This is a genomic window from Pseudomonas sp. DWP2-2, assembly GCF_049897065.1.
GTDB lineage: Bacteria > Pseudomonadota > Gammaproteobacteria > Pseudomonadales > Pseudomonadaceae > Aquipseudomonas > Aquipseudomonas paracarnis.
The window spans coordinates 156,950-170,659 of the sequence record NZ_JAFCVN010000008.1 but is presented as its reverse complement, the minus strand read 5'-3'; the positions used below and the strand labels follow the sequence as shown (position 1 = coordinate 170,659).

Sequence of the window (13,710 nt, the reverse complement as noted above, 5' to 3'; positions counted from 1 at the left end):
CTTTGACTGAAGCACCGCATTCGCGAGCAAGCCCGCTCCCACATCTGGATTGTGCTCACTTGAGAAAAATGATTATTTCATGCTGGTAAAGGCCAGTTTCACCCCGATGGCAATCAACACCGCGCCCATGGTCCGATCAAACCAATGACCCATCTTTGCAAACCCGGCGCGCACGCGCTGCTGGCTGAACAACATGGCCACTAGGCAAAACCACAACGCAGTCGCCACCGCCAGGTACACCCCATAACCGGCCTGCACTGCCAGCGGCGTGTGCGGGTTGATCACTACGGTGAACAGCGACAGAAAGAACAGCGTGGCCTTGGGGTTCAAGCCATTGGTCACAAAACCTGCGGTAAACGCGCCGCGTGGGGTGCGCTCGCCCGCTTCACGGTGCAACTCGCCCTCGGCCGCAGGCTTGGCCGGCTGGGCGCGCAGGGCCTTGAAGCCAATGTAAAGCAGGTACGCGGCTGCGGCCCACTTCAACGCATTGAACAACACAATGGACTGGGACACGATCAAGCCGATACCCAGCAACGAGTAACCCACATGCAGGAAAATCGCCGAACCGACGCCCAAGGCCGTCCAGGTTCCAGCACGGCGGCCATGGGTCACGCTTTCACGCACCACCACGGCGAAATCCGGGCCGGGGCTCGCCACTGCCAACAAGTGAATCAAGGCTACGGTCAAAAACTCGGCGACGTACATGCTCACTCCATTAAGTAACTGATTATTTCATCTGATAGGCTCGGCAGATTACGCCTTCGAACCTCGTCGCAAAAGGTACAGTTGATCATGAACAATCGCCGCGCCGTCTTCCTCGACCACCCTTCCCTGGACTTGGGCGACCTCGACCTCAGCGGTTTGCATGAGTGCTTCAGCCAGTTGCAGTTGTTTGAACAGACCACGCCCGAGAATGTGCTGGAGCGCTTGCAGGGCGCCCAAGTCGCCATTAGCAACAAAATCCCGCTCACGGCGCAAACCCCTGGCGGCCTGCCCCGAGCTCAAGCTGATCCTGGTGTCGGCCACCGGCACCAACAATATCGACCTTGAAGCGGCCCGCGCCCAGGGCATTACCGTGAGCAACTGCCAGGGTTACGGCACGCCATCGGTGGCGCAACATACGATCATGCTGTTGCTCAACCTCGCCACGCGCTTGAAGGATTACCAACAGGATGTGGCCGCTGGCAAATGGCAGCATGCCAAACAGTTTTGCCTGCTGGACCATCCGATCGTCGAACTGGAAGGCAAAACCCTCGGCCTGCTCGGCCATGGTGAATTGGGCAGTGCCGTGGCACGCCTGGCCGAAGCGTTCGGCATGCGCGTGATGCTCGGCGCGATACCTGGGCGCCCTGCCCGCGCCGACCGTGTGCCGCTGGACGAATTGCTGACCCAGGTCGATGCGCTGACCCTGCATTGCCCACTCAATGAACATACCCGCGACTTTATCGGCGCCCGTGAACTGGCCTTGCTCAAGCCCGGCGCATTTGTGGTCAATACTGCGCGCGGTGGTTTGATCAATGAACAGGCCCTGGCCGACGCGCTGCGAAGTGGTCACCTTGGCGGCGCAGCGACTGACGTGCTGAGTGTCGAACCGCCAGTCAATGACAACCCGCTGCTGGCTGGAGACATTCCACGCTTGATCGTCACGCCCCACAACGCCTGGGGCAGTCGCGAAGCACGGCAGCGCATCGTCGGCCAGCTCACGGAAAACGCCCAGGGCTTTTTCAACGGCGCCCCACTGCGCGTCGTCAGTTGATAAACTGCGCTCCTTTTCAAGGAGCAGACTATGGATCCGCGCAGTGAAGTACTGCTTCGACAGGCCGAACTTTTTCAAGGCAACCTGCTGCTCGTAGGTTTGCCTGCCGACGATTTGCTTGGGCGCCTGCCCAATGCCCACGGCTGGTGCTGGCATGCCGGTGACCAGGCGGCGCTCGATGCGCGCTTCGCCGAACGCAGCCAGTTTGGCGTGACAGTGCCCGAGCGCGCCTTTGATGCGGCGGTGATTTTCCTGCCCAAGTCCAAAGACCTCACCGACTACCTGCTCAACGCCGTGGCCGCGCGCCTGCCTGGCGCTGAGCTGTTTCTGGTGGGCGAGAAAAAGGGGGGTATCGAAAGTGCCGCCAAGCAGATGGTTCCGTTCGGCAAACCGCGCAAGCTCGATAGCGCACGGCATTGCCAACTATGGCAGGTCACTGTCGCTAACGCGCCGCAAGCCGTGGAGCTTGAGAGCCTGGCGCAGGTCTTCGACGTCCCCCTGGCCGAAGGTCCGCTGAAGGTGGTGAGCTTGCCAGGGGTGTTCAGCCATGGTCGCCTGGACCGCGGCACCGAGTTGTTGCTGGAGCACTTGGACAAGCTGCCCAGCGGCAACCTGCTCGATTTCGGTTGCGGCGCTGGCGTGCTGGGGGCTGCGGTCAAACGCCGCTACCCGCACAACACCGTGACGATGCTGGATGTGGATGCCTTCGCCGCTGCCAGCAGTCGCCTGACGCTGGCAGCGAACGGCCTGGAAGCCGACGTGTTGACCGGCGACGGAATCGACGCGGCGCCCATGGGTTTGAACGCGATTTTGAGCAACCCGCCATTCCATGTCGGCGTGCATACCGATTATTTCGCCACGGAGAACCTGCTGCGAAAAGCAGCGAAACACCTGGCAAAAGGTGGCGAACTTCGCCTGGTTGCCAATAGCTTCCTGAAGTACCAGCCACTGATCGAAGAGCATTTGGGCATCTGCGCAATCAAGGCCGAAGGCAATGGTTTTCGCATTTACCGCGCCAAGCGCCCCTGACGGACGTTTGAAAAAGAACGCTTGCCGAATGGATTTTGCCTAGGCAGAATCCGCAGCGTCCTAGGGGAGTAGTCTCCCACGAGCCATGCTCGTCCGGCATACGTCAACATACTTGGTCAGCAGACCATGGCGTATGCGACCCAGGAGTCCGCACAGACGGACCGGGGTTTGACAAGACCTATGACACGCACACCTTACCCGGGGCGGGAAGGCTGTACGTGTCATAGCCGTGTCGACCCGCCCCTGGAAACTACCTGATGCTGGATTCACTACTCGTTCCTACCGCAATCGTTGCCTTGGCCGAAATCGGCGACAAGACGCAACTGCTCGCACTCATCCTTGCTGCTCGCTTTCGCAAGCCCTGGCCGATCATCGCCGGCATCGTTGCCGCGACCCTGGCCAACCATGCGGCGGCCGGTGCCGTGGGCGCCTGGTTCGGGAGTTTCTTCTCGGATGCGGTGCTGCACTGGATCCTCGCCGCGAGCTTCTGCGCCACGGCGCTGTGGACCCTGGTGCCGGACAAACTCGATGATGACGAAGCCAGTACCACCCGTAAGTTCGGGCCCTTCCTGACCACCTTGATTGCGTTCTTCCTCGCCGAAATCGGTGACAAAACCCAGATCGCCACGGTGATGCTGGCGGCGCAATACCCGGAACTGTGGCTGGTGATTATCGGTACCACCCTGGGCATGTTGATTGCCAACGTGCCGGTGGTGCTGGCGGGGAATTTTGCCGCGGAGAAACTGCCGCTGACCTTGATTCGTCGCTTGGCGGCTACGGCGTTCTTCGTGCTGGCGATTATTGCAGTGTACAAGGCCATGCAGAGCAGCGGCTGGATCTAAGGCAAACACGGAAGATGGTTTGCCCTGATGCTTGTAGGAGCGAGCTTGCTCGCGAAAAACTCACCGGCGCCGCGTTTATTCAGGCAACACGCGTTATCGTTGACGTTTTTCGCGAGCAAGCTCGCTCCTACACGGCGTCGATCAGGACTTCTTGGCCTGCTGGTAGAGCGGCATCACCTTCGGAATCGCCGCCTGCAAGGACGCGATGCGGCTGTCCGAAGCCGGGTGCGTGCTCATGAATTCCGGCGGTGCGCCTTCCGAAGCCTTGGCCATCTTGTTCCACAACGTGATGGCCGCGTTCGGGTTGTAGCCAGCGCGGGCGGCCAGCTCCAGGCCGATCAGGTCGGCTTCGTTTTCGTTGCTGCGGCTGTTGGGCAAGGTCATGCCGTAGTTGGCGACGGTATCGGCCAGTGCCAGGCTGTCCTGGCCGAGACCGAATATTGCCCCGGCGCCCTGCTTGGCCATCTGGATACCGTAGGCCTTGGACATGGCTTCGCGGCCGTGTTCACGCAGGGCGTGGGCGATTTCATGACCCATCACGGCAGCCAGCTCGTCATCGGTGAGCTTGAGGTTGTCGATCAAGCCGCTGTACACCAGGATCTTGCCGCCAGGCCCGCAGTTGGCGTTCATCTCATCGCTTTTGATCAGGTTCACGTCCCAGTTCCACTGGGCCGCATCCGCGCGGAAAGTCGGAGCCTGGGCGATCAGGCGCTTGGCAATGGCCTGCACGCGCTTGGCGTTTGCGCTGGTCTTGTCCAGCACCCCTTTGCTGCTGGCTTCACCCAGGGTCTGCTGATAAGACTGGGCATACATCTGGTCGACTTCCTGACTCGACAGCATGCTGAACATGTACTGCTTGCGCTCCACCCCAACGGCGCCGCCGCTGGTGGTATTGACCGACTGGCAACCCGCCAGCAGCATTGCTGCAACCAAACCACTTACCACCAATGACTTCTTCATGAACACGCTCCCTGAAAACATGGCGCGTATCGTAGGCGGTCATTTGTATCTGCGCCAGATACCCTGGACGTTTAACCGCTGAATTTAAGATACATCCGAACGCGGCTCGACGGACAAAGCTCATGCCGGGGTCAGGCACTCCGGCCCATTGAGCTTCGGATCGTTGACCATATTGGCCAGCACCCGCTCGCGCAGCACGGCAGGCTCAGCCGCCAGCAGGCCCTGTAGCACCTGCAGCGGAGTCTCGGGATCGAGCCAGGCGGCCTGCCCTGCCGCGTCCAGGATCAATGGCCGCCGCTGACTTTGCGCCGCTTGGGTAACCACCGCCGTGCTCAGCCACACCTGCTCCTGCACCGGATACGCTTCCCATACTGCGGCAAAGAACAACGTGGAGCCCTCCCCCGGCGTGAGCCAGTACGGGCGCTTGCGCTGGGTGCCGCGCCACTCATAAAAGCCATTGGCGGGCAGCAGGCAACGGCGCAAGCGGAAGGCTTCACGAAACATCGGTTGTTCGGCCAGGGTTTCTGCGCGAGCGTGGGCCGGGGTGCGCGACAGGTCTGTCAGCCAGGGCGGTGTGAGGCCCCAACGGGCACGCGCCAGGGTGAGTTGGCCCTCGCTCAGGCGCTGGATCAGCACCGAATCATTCGGGGAGATGTTCCACTGGGCCTGCTGGTCGGCGGGGAAGCCGGGCAAGGCAGCAAAGGCAGGGTTCCAGCGAAACAGGGCATAACGTCCACACATGGGGCAACACGACTCTTGGGTAAACCGACCGACAGCCTAACAGACCAACACGTCAGGGAAGCTGTCGGGTTCGTCGCCGGGCAAGGGTTGGGCGCCGATATAGGCGGTGATCAGTTCGCGGGCGCAGGCGGCCTGGTCGTTGTCGACCTCCAGCCCCAGCAAGCCGAATATCGGCAACTCGCCCGTGCCGCCGAGCAAATGGCGCCCCACCAGGTGCGCCTCGATACCTTCACTGGCAAGCATCTGCTGCAACAACTCGCCCTCCATCAGATTTTCCGGTTCGTAGATTCGCTGCATGGGCGTACCTTTTTATTCGTTCCCGCTGCGCATTATTCATTTTCGCTGCGGGTTTCAAGCATCCACTCTTCACCATGAACTTGCAGGTCGAACGTGATCGGCCGGCAACACACTTGGCAGTCTTCTATATAGGTCTGGTCCCCGCCAGACAAATCCACCGTCGTTTCGACCGCTTCGCCACAATAAGGACAATCGTACAGCGCAGTTTCGAGCATCGCAGTCTCCTAGGTGACTTGTGCGTATAATCGCCGGTCTATTTACAGGGCTATTCTTGGCCGGCCCCTTATTCGGACCGCACCCTGACATTTCCTTTTACTTACCCTAGCCGTTTCTAACAAGAGAGCATGATGGGCGAATTCGATACCATCCGACCTTACAACGACAGCGAAGTCCCGGCAGTGCTGGCGCGCCTGTTCAGTGACAAGGCCTTTCTGGACATCCTGACCCACTTCCGCTTCCCGCGCTTTGCAGGCGCCCTGGGCTGGCTGCTCAAGCCAATGATTGCGCGCAAACTGCGCCGCGAGTTCGCTGGCGTCACCACCGTGGCCACGCTGCAGGACAAGGTCGAGTACTACGTTGACCACACCATTGACCGGGCGACCGACGGCGTGACCTATACCGGCGTCGAGCAACTGAAATCCGGCACCGCCTACCTGTTCCTGGCCAACCACCGCGACATCGTGATGGACCCGGCCTTCGTCAACTACGCCGTGTACCACGCCGGCCTGCCGACGCCGCGCATCGCCATCGGCGACAACCTGCTGCAAAAGCCGTTTGTCAGCGACCTGATGCGCTTGAACAAGAGCTTCATCGTGCACCGTTCGATCACCGGGCGAAAGGAGAAGATGGCGGCTTACAACTTGCTGTCGGCCTACATCAACCATTCGATCCGCAACGACTGCCAGTCGATCTGGATTGCCCAGGCTGAAGGCCGGGCCAAGGATGGCGATGACCGTACCGAATCGGCGATCCTCAAGATGTTCCACGTCAGCCGCAAGGACGAGCCATTTGCCGAGGTCATCCAGTCGTTGAACCTGACGCCTGTGTCCATCAGCTACGAGTACGACCCCTGCGATGCCGCCAAGGCCCGCGAGCTGTATATCCGCGCCACCACCGGCACCTACACCAAGGCACCGGGAGAGGATGATGTGAGCATTGCCTTGGGCATTACCGGCTATAAAGGCCGAGTGCACGTGAACTTTGCGCCGCCGATCACCGAGCGTTTCGAAGACACCAAGCTGCTGGCCGCGGAAATGGACCGGCAGATCCTCGGTGGCTACCGCTTGTTTCCGGTGCACTACCTGGCGTACGCGCAGTGGAGTGATGCCGACCCGCAATTGCAGGTGCCCAAGGCGGCGGACGTGTTCCCGGCCGATGAGCTGGCCAAGGCGAAGGCGGAATGGGAGCGGCGCTTGAACGAGTGCCCGGCGGAGCACCGGCCTTATCTGGTGGTGCAGTATGCGACGCCGGTACGCAACCAATACCGAGTCAAGGCTGGGATCCCCCTGTAATAGTGAGCCCACAGGGGATATGTGGCAGGCGCTGACTCTGCGGGCAGTACATGGCCAGTGTGGGAGCTGGCTTGCCTGCGATAGCGTTGGTTCAGTTAAAGATTCAGTGGCTGATACACCGCCTTCGCGGGCAAGCCCGCTCCCACATTTGGTTTCGCAGTGGAATTATAAGCGGGTGCTGAGCCAGGAGATGGCCAGGGCCAAGCCAAGGCAGGCGAACCCGACGCGGTACGCCAGGCGATGCGCCCGTTCGGTGCGTGTATCCAGAAACAGCATCGGTTGGTCGATAGCGCGCTCTTCGCTGCGCAGGGCCAGGTCAGCTATCGCACGCTGTGCATGCAGACGGGTGATGAACAACACCCAGGCGCCCGAGCAGGCAACCAACAGGGCAACAATATTAATGAGCAGTGCGGGCAGCGCCATCGCAAACCTCGGTAAATCAGTCTTCGGGTATCAGTCCAGGTACACACCTGAACGACAGTCGCCTCCTGCGCATTTAATGCTCCTTCCCCATTGACGGCTAATGTATCCAGTAATTTACGCCGTCACCTGAACGTCACCTTAACAAGCCACTCTGTTGCCCTTCGACGCTTGAGGAGCTTGTCATGTTGCATGCGCAAAACCAGGATCGGCTGTATTTGATCGCCCAGAGCGAGGAACAGGAGGCGCTGATCGGCAGTCTCGCGTTCAACGTTCAGGACCGCCATTGGCTGGTGTATTGCGCCCTCGGCGGGCACCAGCATGCCGATCTGCCGGAGCTGGATCTGCTCACCGGTGTGAGCATGCTGGACTTTTATGTCGATACGGCCGCATGACAAAAACCACGGGCACAAAAAAACCGGGCTCAGCGATGAGCCCGGTTTTTTGTGAGCGGCTTATTGCGCGCTGAGCAGTTGACCGATGCTTGGGTCCTTGAACAGGCGGGTCAAGGCATCACTGAGCACGTCGCTGACCAGCTTGGTGTTGGTTTCCTGGTTGGGCGACATGCCGAACCGCTGGTTGAGCGAGGCTGCGTAGCGGCCACTGTAGCGGCGGGTACCGGCACTGACGTCAGACTTGAAGGTAGCGCCGATGGAAGCCTCGGTCACATACAGGCCGTCTTTGGGCGACTGGTATTTCAGCTCGGCCAGGGTCACGGTCAGTTGCGGCACGCCTGGCGAGTTGGTCGGCGTAAAGCCCAGCAAACGCACAGCGGCTTCAGCCTGGGCCTGCAACTTGGGCAGCACATCCTGGCCGTTCACCGAAATCAGTGCGGTCTCAGGATACAGGCCGCCACGCGAACCCAGGGTTGGCGACGGGCGACCGTCAACCACGCGTACCGAAACCGGCTGGCCGTGGCCTACCGCCGCCAACTGCGCGGTGACTTTAGGTTGCGGGCTGAGTTGTTGCGGGCTGTTGGCGCAGCCGACAAGGGTCAAACTGGTCACAGTGATCAAACCGAACAACAGGCGTTGCAACATACGCATTTCTCCAGGACTAGGTGCAGACAGGACGCCAGTATAACGGTGCACGCGCACCACTCACCAGCGATCCTGAACGGCGGCTGAAGCCCCTGCGCAAATTACAAATTCGCATAAATTCGTCACCCCAGTGTCATGCCACACTGGCAACCTTCAAGCATGTAACACACCAGGTACACAGCCATGCGCCTTCTCAAGACCCTGTTCATGTCCCACGCTCGTCATCGCCACTTTGCCCTGCTTGATGCCCACGGACATTGCCTGGCCTTCAAGCAGTGCAGCCTGCCGCCCGTCGGTGAAGGCTGGGTGGAAGTGACCGAGACTCACCTGGGCTGGATGCACCGCCCACTGCCGGCCAGCGCCCGGGTCAGCCCAAAGGTTTTTCGCCCACGACACCGGCAAGCGTTGGCCTCCTGACCAGCCCCCTAATAAAAGTCATAAAACACGCCCATTTCACTGACGTTCTTCGCTACAATCTCCCCCCGATTATAAGGACGTCTCCTGATCGGGCCTCGCAGCATCGTTAATGCCCAGGCATTAGCCCCAAAATCGCCCACAGAGAGCCGCCCACACAGATCGAGTGAAGCTGGCGTGCTTGCTGTTTCCTTTGCAAACCACCCCGTCTTTTATCGAATCTGCCAGAGCTGCCATTGCGCTCGGCCACTTGAGTTGTTTGCCCGTTTTGCCGCGTGTCGGCAGAGGTTTACGGGCCAGGTGCCAGGCTGGGGCAGCCCTTTTTTGAGGTTCACGTCTTCAAAAGAGCGTGAAAAAACGGGTTTTCACAACTTCACAAGAGTGTGGCGAGCAAATGAATAGTTTGGCGTTTGTACAAGCACCATCAGCGTCTGGGTCAGCCCAATTACACAGGATCGAGCCTTCCTCAAAAACCGGAGCTTGAGCCTGTCCGCTACGGATTGGTTGCACGAATCGCACGCTTTGACCATAAGTCGAATTGCCACAGGCGCCCATGAATGCGTTCATAGGCAGATTAGCCCGGCAGGAAGCGTGTGCTGAAGTTGCAAAGAATTGCGAATCGGACATGGCGATCCTGGCCATGGGTAACCTGGGGCAACACGTGAACCGCCCCATCACTCCTGGCAGCCATGCCGTCAATTTGGTGCTGCAGATTTTGGAGACGCGTTAAATGGCGCATAACGAAGCAGTCGACGTAGTACTGGTAGGGGCCGGCATCATGAGTGCCACCCTGGCCGTACTGCTCAAAGAGCTCGACCCCGGCCTCACGCTGGAAGTCGTTGAGCTGATGGATTCGGGTGCCGCGGAGAGTTCCAACCCGTGGAACAACGCCGGTACCGGCCACGCCGGGCTGTGTGAGCTGAACTACACGCCGCAGGCCGCCGATGGCTCCATCGACATCAAGAAAGCCGTGCACATCAACACCCAGTTCGAGGTGTCGAAGCAGTTCTGGGCTTACCTGACCAAGAAGGGCACCTTTGGCTCGTCCAGGTCGTTCATCAGCCCGGTGCCCCACCTGAGCTTCGTGCAGGGCGACAAAGGCGTGTCCTTCCTCAAGAAGCGCTTTGAGACCCTCAGCCAGCACCACGCGTTTTCGGACATGCACTACACCGAAGACCGCAGCGAAATGGCCGAGTGGATGCCGCTGATGATGCCGGGCCGCCCGCTCGATGAAAAAATCGCCGCCACCCGTGTGATGAACGGCACAGACGTCAACTTTGGCGCCCTGACCAATCAGTTGCTCAGCCACCTGACCAGCTCGCCGGACGCCCAGGTCAAGTACTGCAAACGCGTGACCGGCCTCAAGCGCAACGGCGCGGGCTGGACCGTGAGCATCAAGGACGTCAATAGCGGTAACAGCCGCGACGTCGATGCCAAGTTCGTATTCCTCGGCGCTGGCGGTGCGGCGCTGCCATTGCTGCAGGCCTCGGGCATCGAAGAGAGCAAAGGCTTCGGCGGCTTCCCGGTGAGCGGCCAGTGGCTGCGTTGCGACAACCCGGAAGTGGTCAAGCAGCACCAGGCCAAGGTCTACAGCCAGGCTGCCGTGGGCTCGCCGCCGATGTCCGTGCCGCACCTGGACACCCGCGTAGTGGATGGCAAGAAATCCCTGCTGTTCGGGCCATACGCCGGTTTCACCACCAAGTTCCTCAAACACGGCTCGTTCCTTGACCTGCCGATGTCGATTCGCGCCGGCAACATCGGCCCGATGCTGGCCGTGGCCCGCGACAACATGGACCTGACCAAGTACCTGGTCAGCGAAGTGCGCCAGTCCATGGAACAGCGCCTGGAATCCCTGCGTCGCTTCTACCCCGAGGCGAAAGCCGAAGACTGGCGCCTGGAAGTGGCCGGCCAGCGCGTGCAAATAATCAAGAAAGATCCGAAGAAAGGCGGCGTGCTGCAGTTCGGCACCGAACTGGTTGCTGCCAAGGACGGTTCGCTTGCGGCGCTGCTGGGCGCGTCTCCTGGTGCTTCGGTCACCGTCTCGATCATGCTGGAGCTGATCGAGCGCTGCTTCCCGCAGAAAGCCGCCGGTGAATGGGCCACCAAGCTGCACGAGATCTTCCCGGCGCGCGAGAAAGTGCTGGAGACGGACGCCGAGCTGTATCGCAAGATCAACACGCAGAACAACATCAGCCTGGAGCTGGTGGAACCTGTAGGAGCGAGCTCGCTCGCGAAAAACGTCAACGATAACGCGGCGCAAGTGGATTAAGGCGCCGCTCTCAGGTTCTTCGCGAGCAAGCTCGCTCCTACCGTTAAAAGCAAAACGCCCCGGACTCTGAAGCCGGGGCGTTTTTTTTGCTCGGACAATCAGCCGCGGGCGTTGTCGATCAGTTCGATGTACTCGGCGGCGTTGCGCTGGTCCTTGATCAGGTCGACGAAGGTCTGGCCATGCTCGTCCTTGCCGTCCAGGTCCAGGCCTGCTTCTTTGAAAAAGCCCAGGAAACGCTCGAAGTCGTCGATACGCAGGCCGCGATAGGCCTTGATCAGTTTGTGCAGGGACGGCGACGTCGCATCAACCGGCTCGAAGTCCAGGAACAACTTGATCTGGTCGTCACCGATTTCGTCGCCAATCACCTGTTTCTTATCTTTACGCATTACCGACTCCAGCCTGCAGACATTTACACGGGGTTTGAAGTCTACCTGCGCGACGCCGGATGTGGGAGGGGGCTCGCCCTAATACCTGTAGGAGCGAGCTTGCTCGTGAAAAGCTCAAAGGCGCCGCGTTTATTCAGGAAGCACGCGTTATCGTTGACGTTTTTCGCGAGCAAGCTCGCTCCTACAGACGCCCACATTTGGATGTCAGTGTTCAGTCGAACTGAGCAAGCATCCAGCGCTGGTAGTCAGCCACACCTGCATCACCTTCTCGCGGTGCCCAATCAGCCAGTTCGCCCTCACCCACCGGTCGATAAGGCCCGGCCTTGCATTCGAACATCACCGTGTCAGGCTCCAGCACCACCAGGCCATGAAACACTCCCGGTGGCAGATCGACGCCTGCGCACTCGCCACCCGCCTGCATCACGCGTTTGGCGATCACTTCACCCGCATCGGTGAATATCAGCAGACCGAGGCGCCCCTGAAGCACCAGCAAAGTCTCGGCCTTGTCGGCGCTCAGGTGCCGATGAGGCGGCACATAGGTACTCGGCTGCAGCGCCACCGCGAGGCGATGACACGGCTCCTCCATCTGGTGGAAATTATGGTGGTATCGGCCACGGGGGCTATCGCCCGCTTTCTCGGCCAACTCTGCAAATAAGGTCTGATCAAGAAAGCGGGCCATCGATTACATCCCTTTAACGGCGTAGATGCCATTGGCGTTACGCCAGTAGCCCTTGTAGTCCATGCCATACCCGAAGATATAACGGTCAACGCACGGCAATCCGACGAAATCGGCTTTGAGCTCAGGACGAGCCTTGCGGTCGTGGTCTTTGTCGATCAGTACGGCGGTGTGCACTTTGCGTGCGCCGGCATGTTTGCAGAAGTCGATGATCGCACCCAGGGTGTGACCCTCATCGAGAATGTCATCGATGATCAGCACATCACGGTCGATGAAAGACACTTCCGGCTTGGCCTTCCAGAACAAGTCGCCGCCACTGGTTTCATTGCGATAGCGGGTGGCATGCAGGTAAGAGGCTTCCAATGGGAACTGCAGGTGAGTCAGCAATTTGCCGGCGAAGATCAGGCCACCGTTCATCACGCAGAAGACCACCGGGTTGGTGTCGGCCATTTCGCGAGTAATGTGCGCGCCGACCTTGGCGATCGCTGCTTCGACTTGCGCTTCGGTGTACAGGCAGTCAGCCTCGTGCATGATTTGACGGATATGCTCGAGATCAGCAGACATGGCGCTCTCCAAGGGGGTGCTGTGGCAAGAAAAGCGGGCGAAGGTACGCTTCTCGTGCGCTCCAATCAAGCCTTTATGGACTAACGTACTTGATGTCTATAGGACAACACCCTCGGATAGATTAATCTAGGCCGGTTTTTTTGCCCGCCGCCGGAGCCTTTCCTATGCCCACTCGCGAGATCCGCCACCCGCTGATCCGACACAAACTCGGCCTTATGCGCCGTGCCGACATTAGCACGAAGAACTTCCGTGAGCTTGCTCAGGAAGTCGGAGCGTTGCTCACTTACGAAGCCACCAAGGATTTGCCCCTGGAAACCTACGAGATCCCCGGTTGGGCCGGTCCCGTACAAGTGGAGAAAATCGCCGGTAAGAAAATTACCGTGGTACCGATCCTGCGCGCCGGTATCGGCATGCTTGAAGGTGTACTCAGCCTGATCCCGGGTGCCAAGGTCAGCGCCGTGGGCGTAGCCCGCAATGAAGAAACACTGCAGGCCCACACCTACCTGGAAAAACTCGTCCCGGAAATCAACGAGCGCCTGGCCATGATCATCGACCCGATGCTCGCCACCGGCAGTTCCATGGTCGCCACCATCGACCTGCTGAAAAAAGCCGGTTGCCGGGACATCCGCGCCATGGTGCTGGTGGCCGCGCCCGAAGGCATCGCCGCCGTCGAGAAGGCCCATCCGGATGTACAGATCTACACCGCATCCATCGATGAGCGCCTGAATGAACACGGCTACATCATTCCGGGCCTGGGCGATGCCGGTGACAAGATCTTCGGCACCAAGCAGAAGGACGCGTGAGC

Annotated in this window: 17 protein-coding genes, 1 pseudogene and 1 riboswitch; of the genes and pseudogenes, 8 read left to right on the top strand and 10 right to left on the bottom strand. The window is 59.9% G+C overall.

The annotated features are described in order from the left end of the window. Positions 1-72 precede the first annotated feature (72 nt). Complete coding sequence (locus ACP7CZ_RS18810) at positions 73-705, bottom strand: LysE family translocator (protein WP_014716957.1); 633 nt, start codon at positions 703-705, stop codon at positions 73-75. 84 nt (positions 706-789) lie between these two features. Here ACP7CZ_RS18810 and ACP7CZ_RS18805 point away from each other — a divergent pair. The 3 genes and pseudogenes from ACP7CZ_RS18805 (at position 790) to ACP7CZ_RS18795 (ending at position 3,627) form a co-directional block, all read left to right on the top strand. Continuing rightward, positions 790-1,756: pseudogene (locus ACP7CZ_RS18805) on the top strand (2-hydroxyacid dehydrogenase). Between the two features lie 30 nt (positions 1,757-1,786). After that, positions 1,787-2,785, top strand: a complete 999-nt coding sequence (locus tag ACP7CZ_RS18800; protein WP_034126326.1) for a class I SAM-dependent methyltransferase — start codon at positions 1,787-1,789, stop codon at positions 2,783-2,785. A 50-nt stretch (positions 2,786-2,835) separates the two neighbouring features. Further along, a riboswitch (yybP-ykoY riboswitch) is annotated at positions 2,836-2,955 on the top strand. Between the two features lie 87 nt (positions 2,956-3,042). Next, on the top strand, positions 3,043-3,627 hold the full coding sequence (locus ACP7CZ_RS18795; RefSeq protein ID WP_054897011.1) for a TMEM165/GDT1 family protein: 585 nt from the start codon (positions 3,043-3,045) through the stop codon (positions 3,625-3,627). Positions 3,628-3,768: 141 nt separating this feature from the next. Here the strand turns inward: ACP7CZ_RS18795 and ACP7CZ_RS18790 are convergent, their stop codons facing one another. The 4 genes from ACP7CZ_RS18790 to ACP7CZ_RS18775 form a co-directional block, all read right to left on the bottom strand. Beyond that, positions 3,769-4,587, bottom strand: a complete 819-nt coding sequence (locus tag ACP7CZ_RS18790; RefSeq protein ID WP_014716953.1) for a M48 family metallopeptidase — start codon at positions 4,585-4,587, stop codon at positions 3,769-3,771. A 120-nt stretch (positions 4,588-4,707) separates the two neighbouring features. Then, positions 4,708-5,328 (bottom strand): SOS response-associated peptidase, encoded by a 621-nt coding sequence (locus tag ACP7CZ_RS18785; protein WP_034126325.1) that lies wholly within the window; start codon positions 5,326-5,328, stop codon positions 4,708-4,710. A 36-nt stretch (positions 5,329-5,364) separates the two neighbouring features. Continuing rightward, entirely contained in the window at positions 5,365-5,625 is a 261-nt protein-coding gene (locus ACP7CZ_RS18780) for a putative signal transducing protein (RefSeq protein WP_032893538.1), read from the bottom strand. Between the two features lie 32 nt (positions 5,626-5,657). Then, a complete protein-coding gene (locus ACP7CZ_RS18775) occupies positions 5,658-5,840 on the bottom strand; it encodes a CPXCG motif-containing cysteine-rich protein (protein WP_034126324.1) in 183 nt (60 codons plus the stop codon). 132 nt (positions 5,841-5,972) lie between these two features. Between ACP7CZ_RS18775 and ACP7CZ_RS18770 the strand changes: the two genes are divergently transcribed. After that, a complete protein-coding gene (locus ACP7CZ_RS18770; RefSeq protein WP_169918829.1) occupies positions 5,973-7,136 on the top strand; it encodes a 1-acyl-sn-glycerol-3-phosphate acyltransferase in 1,164 nt (387 codons plus the stop codon). Between the two features lie 165 nt (positions 7,137-7,301). On the opposite strand, the gene ACP7CZ_RS18765 is transcribed toward ACP7CZ_RS18770, so the two are convergent. Further along, entirely contained in the window at positions 7,302-7,559 is a 258-nt protein-coding gene (locus ACP7CZ_RS18765) for a hypothetical protein (RefSeq protein WP_034126322.1), read from the bottom strand. Positions 7,560-7,741: 182 nt separating this feature from the next. Between ACP7CZ_RS18765 and ACP7CZ_RS18760 the strand changes: the two genes are divergently transcribed. Then, positions 7,742-7,951: a hypothetical protein gene (locus ACP7CZ_RS18760; RefSeq protein WP_003188620.1), complete on the top strand. Its 210-nt coding sequence runs from the start codon at positions 7,742-7,744 to the stop codon at positions 7,949-7,951. Positions 7,952-8,011: 60 nt separating this feature from the next. Here the strand turns inward: ACP7CZ_RS18760 and ACP7CZ_RS18755 are convergent, their stop codons facing one another. Then, a complete protein-coding gene (locus ACP7CZ_RS18755) occupies positions 8,012-8,596 on the bottom strand; it encodes a YajG family lipoprotein (RefSeq protein WP_034126321.1) in 585 nt (194 codons plus the stop codon). Between the two features lie 183 nt (positions 8,597-8,779). On the opposite strand from ACP7CZ_RS18755, the gene ACP7CZ_RS18750 reads away from it, so the two are divergent. Together ACP7CZ_RS18750 and mqo are read left to right on the top strand one after the other, a co-directional pair. After that, complete coding sequence (locus ACP7CZ_RS18750; protein WP_034126320.1) at positions 8,780-9,013, top strand: hypothetical protein; 234 nt, start codon at positions 8,780-8,782, stop codon at positions 9,011-9,013. Between the two features lie 727 nt (positions 9,014-9,740). Continuing rightward, entirely contained in the window at positions 9,741-11,279 is a 1,539-nt protein-coding gene (gene mqo, locus ACP7CZ_RS18745; protein ID WP_034126319.1) for a malate dehydrogenase (quinone), read from the top strand. A gap of 98 nt (positions 11,280-11,377) precedes the next feature. Here the strand turns inward: mqo and ACP7CZ_RS18740 are convergent, their stop codons facing one another. From ACP7CZ_RS18740 to ACP7CZ_RS18730, 3 genes are all read right to left on the bottom strand, one after another. Continuing rightward, on the bottom strand, positions 11,378-11,665 hold the full coding sequence (locus tag ACP7CZ_RS18740; protein WP_003188614.1) for a PA4642 family protein: 288 nt from the start codon (positions 11,663-11,665) through the stop codon (positions 11,378-11,380). Between the two features lie 211 nt (positions 11,666-11,876). Beyond that, positions 11,877-12,344 (bottom strand): WbuC family cupin fold metalloprotein, encoded by a 468-nt coding sequence (locus ACP7CZ_RS18735; protein ID WP_034126318.1) that lies wholly within the window; start codon positions 12,342-12,344, stop codon positions 11,877-11,879. A gap of 3 nt (positions 12,345-12,347) precedes the next feature. Continuing rightward, positions 12,348-12,905 carry a hypoxanthine-guanine phosphoribosyltransferase gene (locus ACP7CZ_RS18730; protein ID WP_003188610.1) on the bottom strand — a complete coding sequence of 186 codons (558 nt, stop codon included), beginning with the start codon at positions 12,903-12,905 and terminating at the stop codon, positions 12,348-12,350. A gap of 164 nt (positions 12,906-13,069) precedes the next feature. On the opposite strand from ACP7CZ_RS18730, the gene upp reads away from it, so the two are divergent. Then, positions 13,070-13,708: a uracil phosphoribosyltransferase gene (gene upp, locus ACP7CZ_RS18725; RefSeq protein ID WP_003188608.1), complete on the top strand. Its 639-nt coding sequence runs from the start codon at positions 13,070-13,072 to the stop codon at positions 13,706-13,708. Positions 13,709-13,710: the final 2 nt, after the last annotated feature.

What these genes read in the sequence shown, in the direction of transcription:
- ACP7CZ_RS18780 (WP_032893538.1), bottom strand. Translation starts at nt 5,625, where the DNA reads ATGCAGCGAATCTACGAACCGGAAAATCTGATGGAGGGCGAGTTGTTG.
- ACP7CZ_RS18795 (WP_054897011.1), top strand. Translation starts at nt 3,043, where the DNA reads ATGCTGGATTCACTACTCGTTCCTACCGCAATCGTTGCCTTGGCCGAA.
- ACP7CZ_RS18740 (WP_003188614.1), bottom strand. Translation starts at nt 11,665, where the DNA reads ATGCGTAAAGATAAGAAACAGGTGATTGGCGACGAAATCGGTGACGAC.
- upp (WP_003188608.1), top strand. Translation starts at nt 13,070, where the DNA reads ATGCCCACTCGCGAGATCCGCCACCCGCTGATCCGACACAAACTCGGC.
- ACP7CZ_RS18785 (WP_034126325.1), bottom strand. Translation starts at nt 5,328, where the DNA reads ATGTGTGGACGTTATGCCCTGTTTCGCTGGAACCCTGCCTTTGCTGCC.
- ACP7CZ_RS18770 (WP_169918829.1), top strand. Translation starts at nt 5,973, where the DNA reads ATGGGCGAATTCGATACCATCCGACCTTACAACGACAGCGAAGTCCCG.
- ACP7CZ_RS18810 (WP_014716957.1), bottom strand. Translation starts at nt 705, where the DNA reads ATGTACGTCGCCGAGTTTTTGACCGTAGCCTTGATTCACTTGTTGGCA.
- ACP7CZ_RS18730 (WP_003188610.1), bottom strand. Translation starts at nt 12,905, where the DNA reads ATGTCTGCTGATCTCGAGCATATCCGTCAAATCATGCACGAGGCTGAC.
- ACP7CZ_RS18735 (WP_034126318.1), bottom strand. Translation starts at nt 12,344, where the DNA reads ATGGCCCGCTTTCTTGATCAGACCTTATTTGCAGAGTTGGCCGAGAAA.
- ACP7CZ_RS18755 (WP_034126321.1), bottom strand. Translation starts at nt 8,596, where the DNA reads ATGTTGCAACGCCTGTTGTTCGGTTTGATCACTGTGACCAGTTTGACC.
- ACP7CZ_RS18765 (WP_034126322.1), bottom strand. Translation starts at nt 7,559, where the DNA reads ATGGCGCTGCCCGCACTGCTCATTAATATTGTTGCCCTGTTGGTTGCC.
- ACP7CZ_RS18760 (WP_003188620.1), top strand. Translation starts at nt 7,742, where the DNA reads ATGTTGCATGCGCAAAACCAGGATCGGCTGTATTTGATCGCCCAGAGC.
- ACP7CZ_RS18790 (WP_014716953.1), bottom strand. Translation starts at nt 4,587, where the DNA reads ATGAAGAAGTCATTGGTGGTAAGTGGTTTGGTTGCAGCAATGCTGCTG.
- mqo (WP_034126319.1), top strand. Translation starts at nt 9,741, where the DNA reads ATGGCGCATAACGAAGCAGTCGACGTAGTACTGGTAGGGGCCGGCATC.
- ACP7CZ_RS18750 (WP_034126320.1), top strand. Translation starts at nt 8,780, where the DNA reads ATGCGCCTTCTCAAGACCCTGTTCATGTCCCACGCTCGTCATCGCCAC.
- ACP7CZ_RS18775 (WP_034126324.1), bottom strand. Translation starts at nt 5,840, where the DNA reads ATGCTCGAAACTGCGCTGTACGATTGTCCTTATTGTGGCGAAGCGGTC.
- ACP7CZ_RS18800 (WP_034126326.1), top strand. Translation starts at nt 1,787, where the DNA reads ATGGATCCGCGCAGTGAAGTACTGCTTCGACAGGCCGAACTTTTTCAA.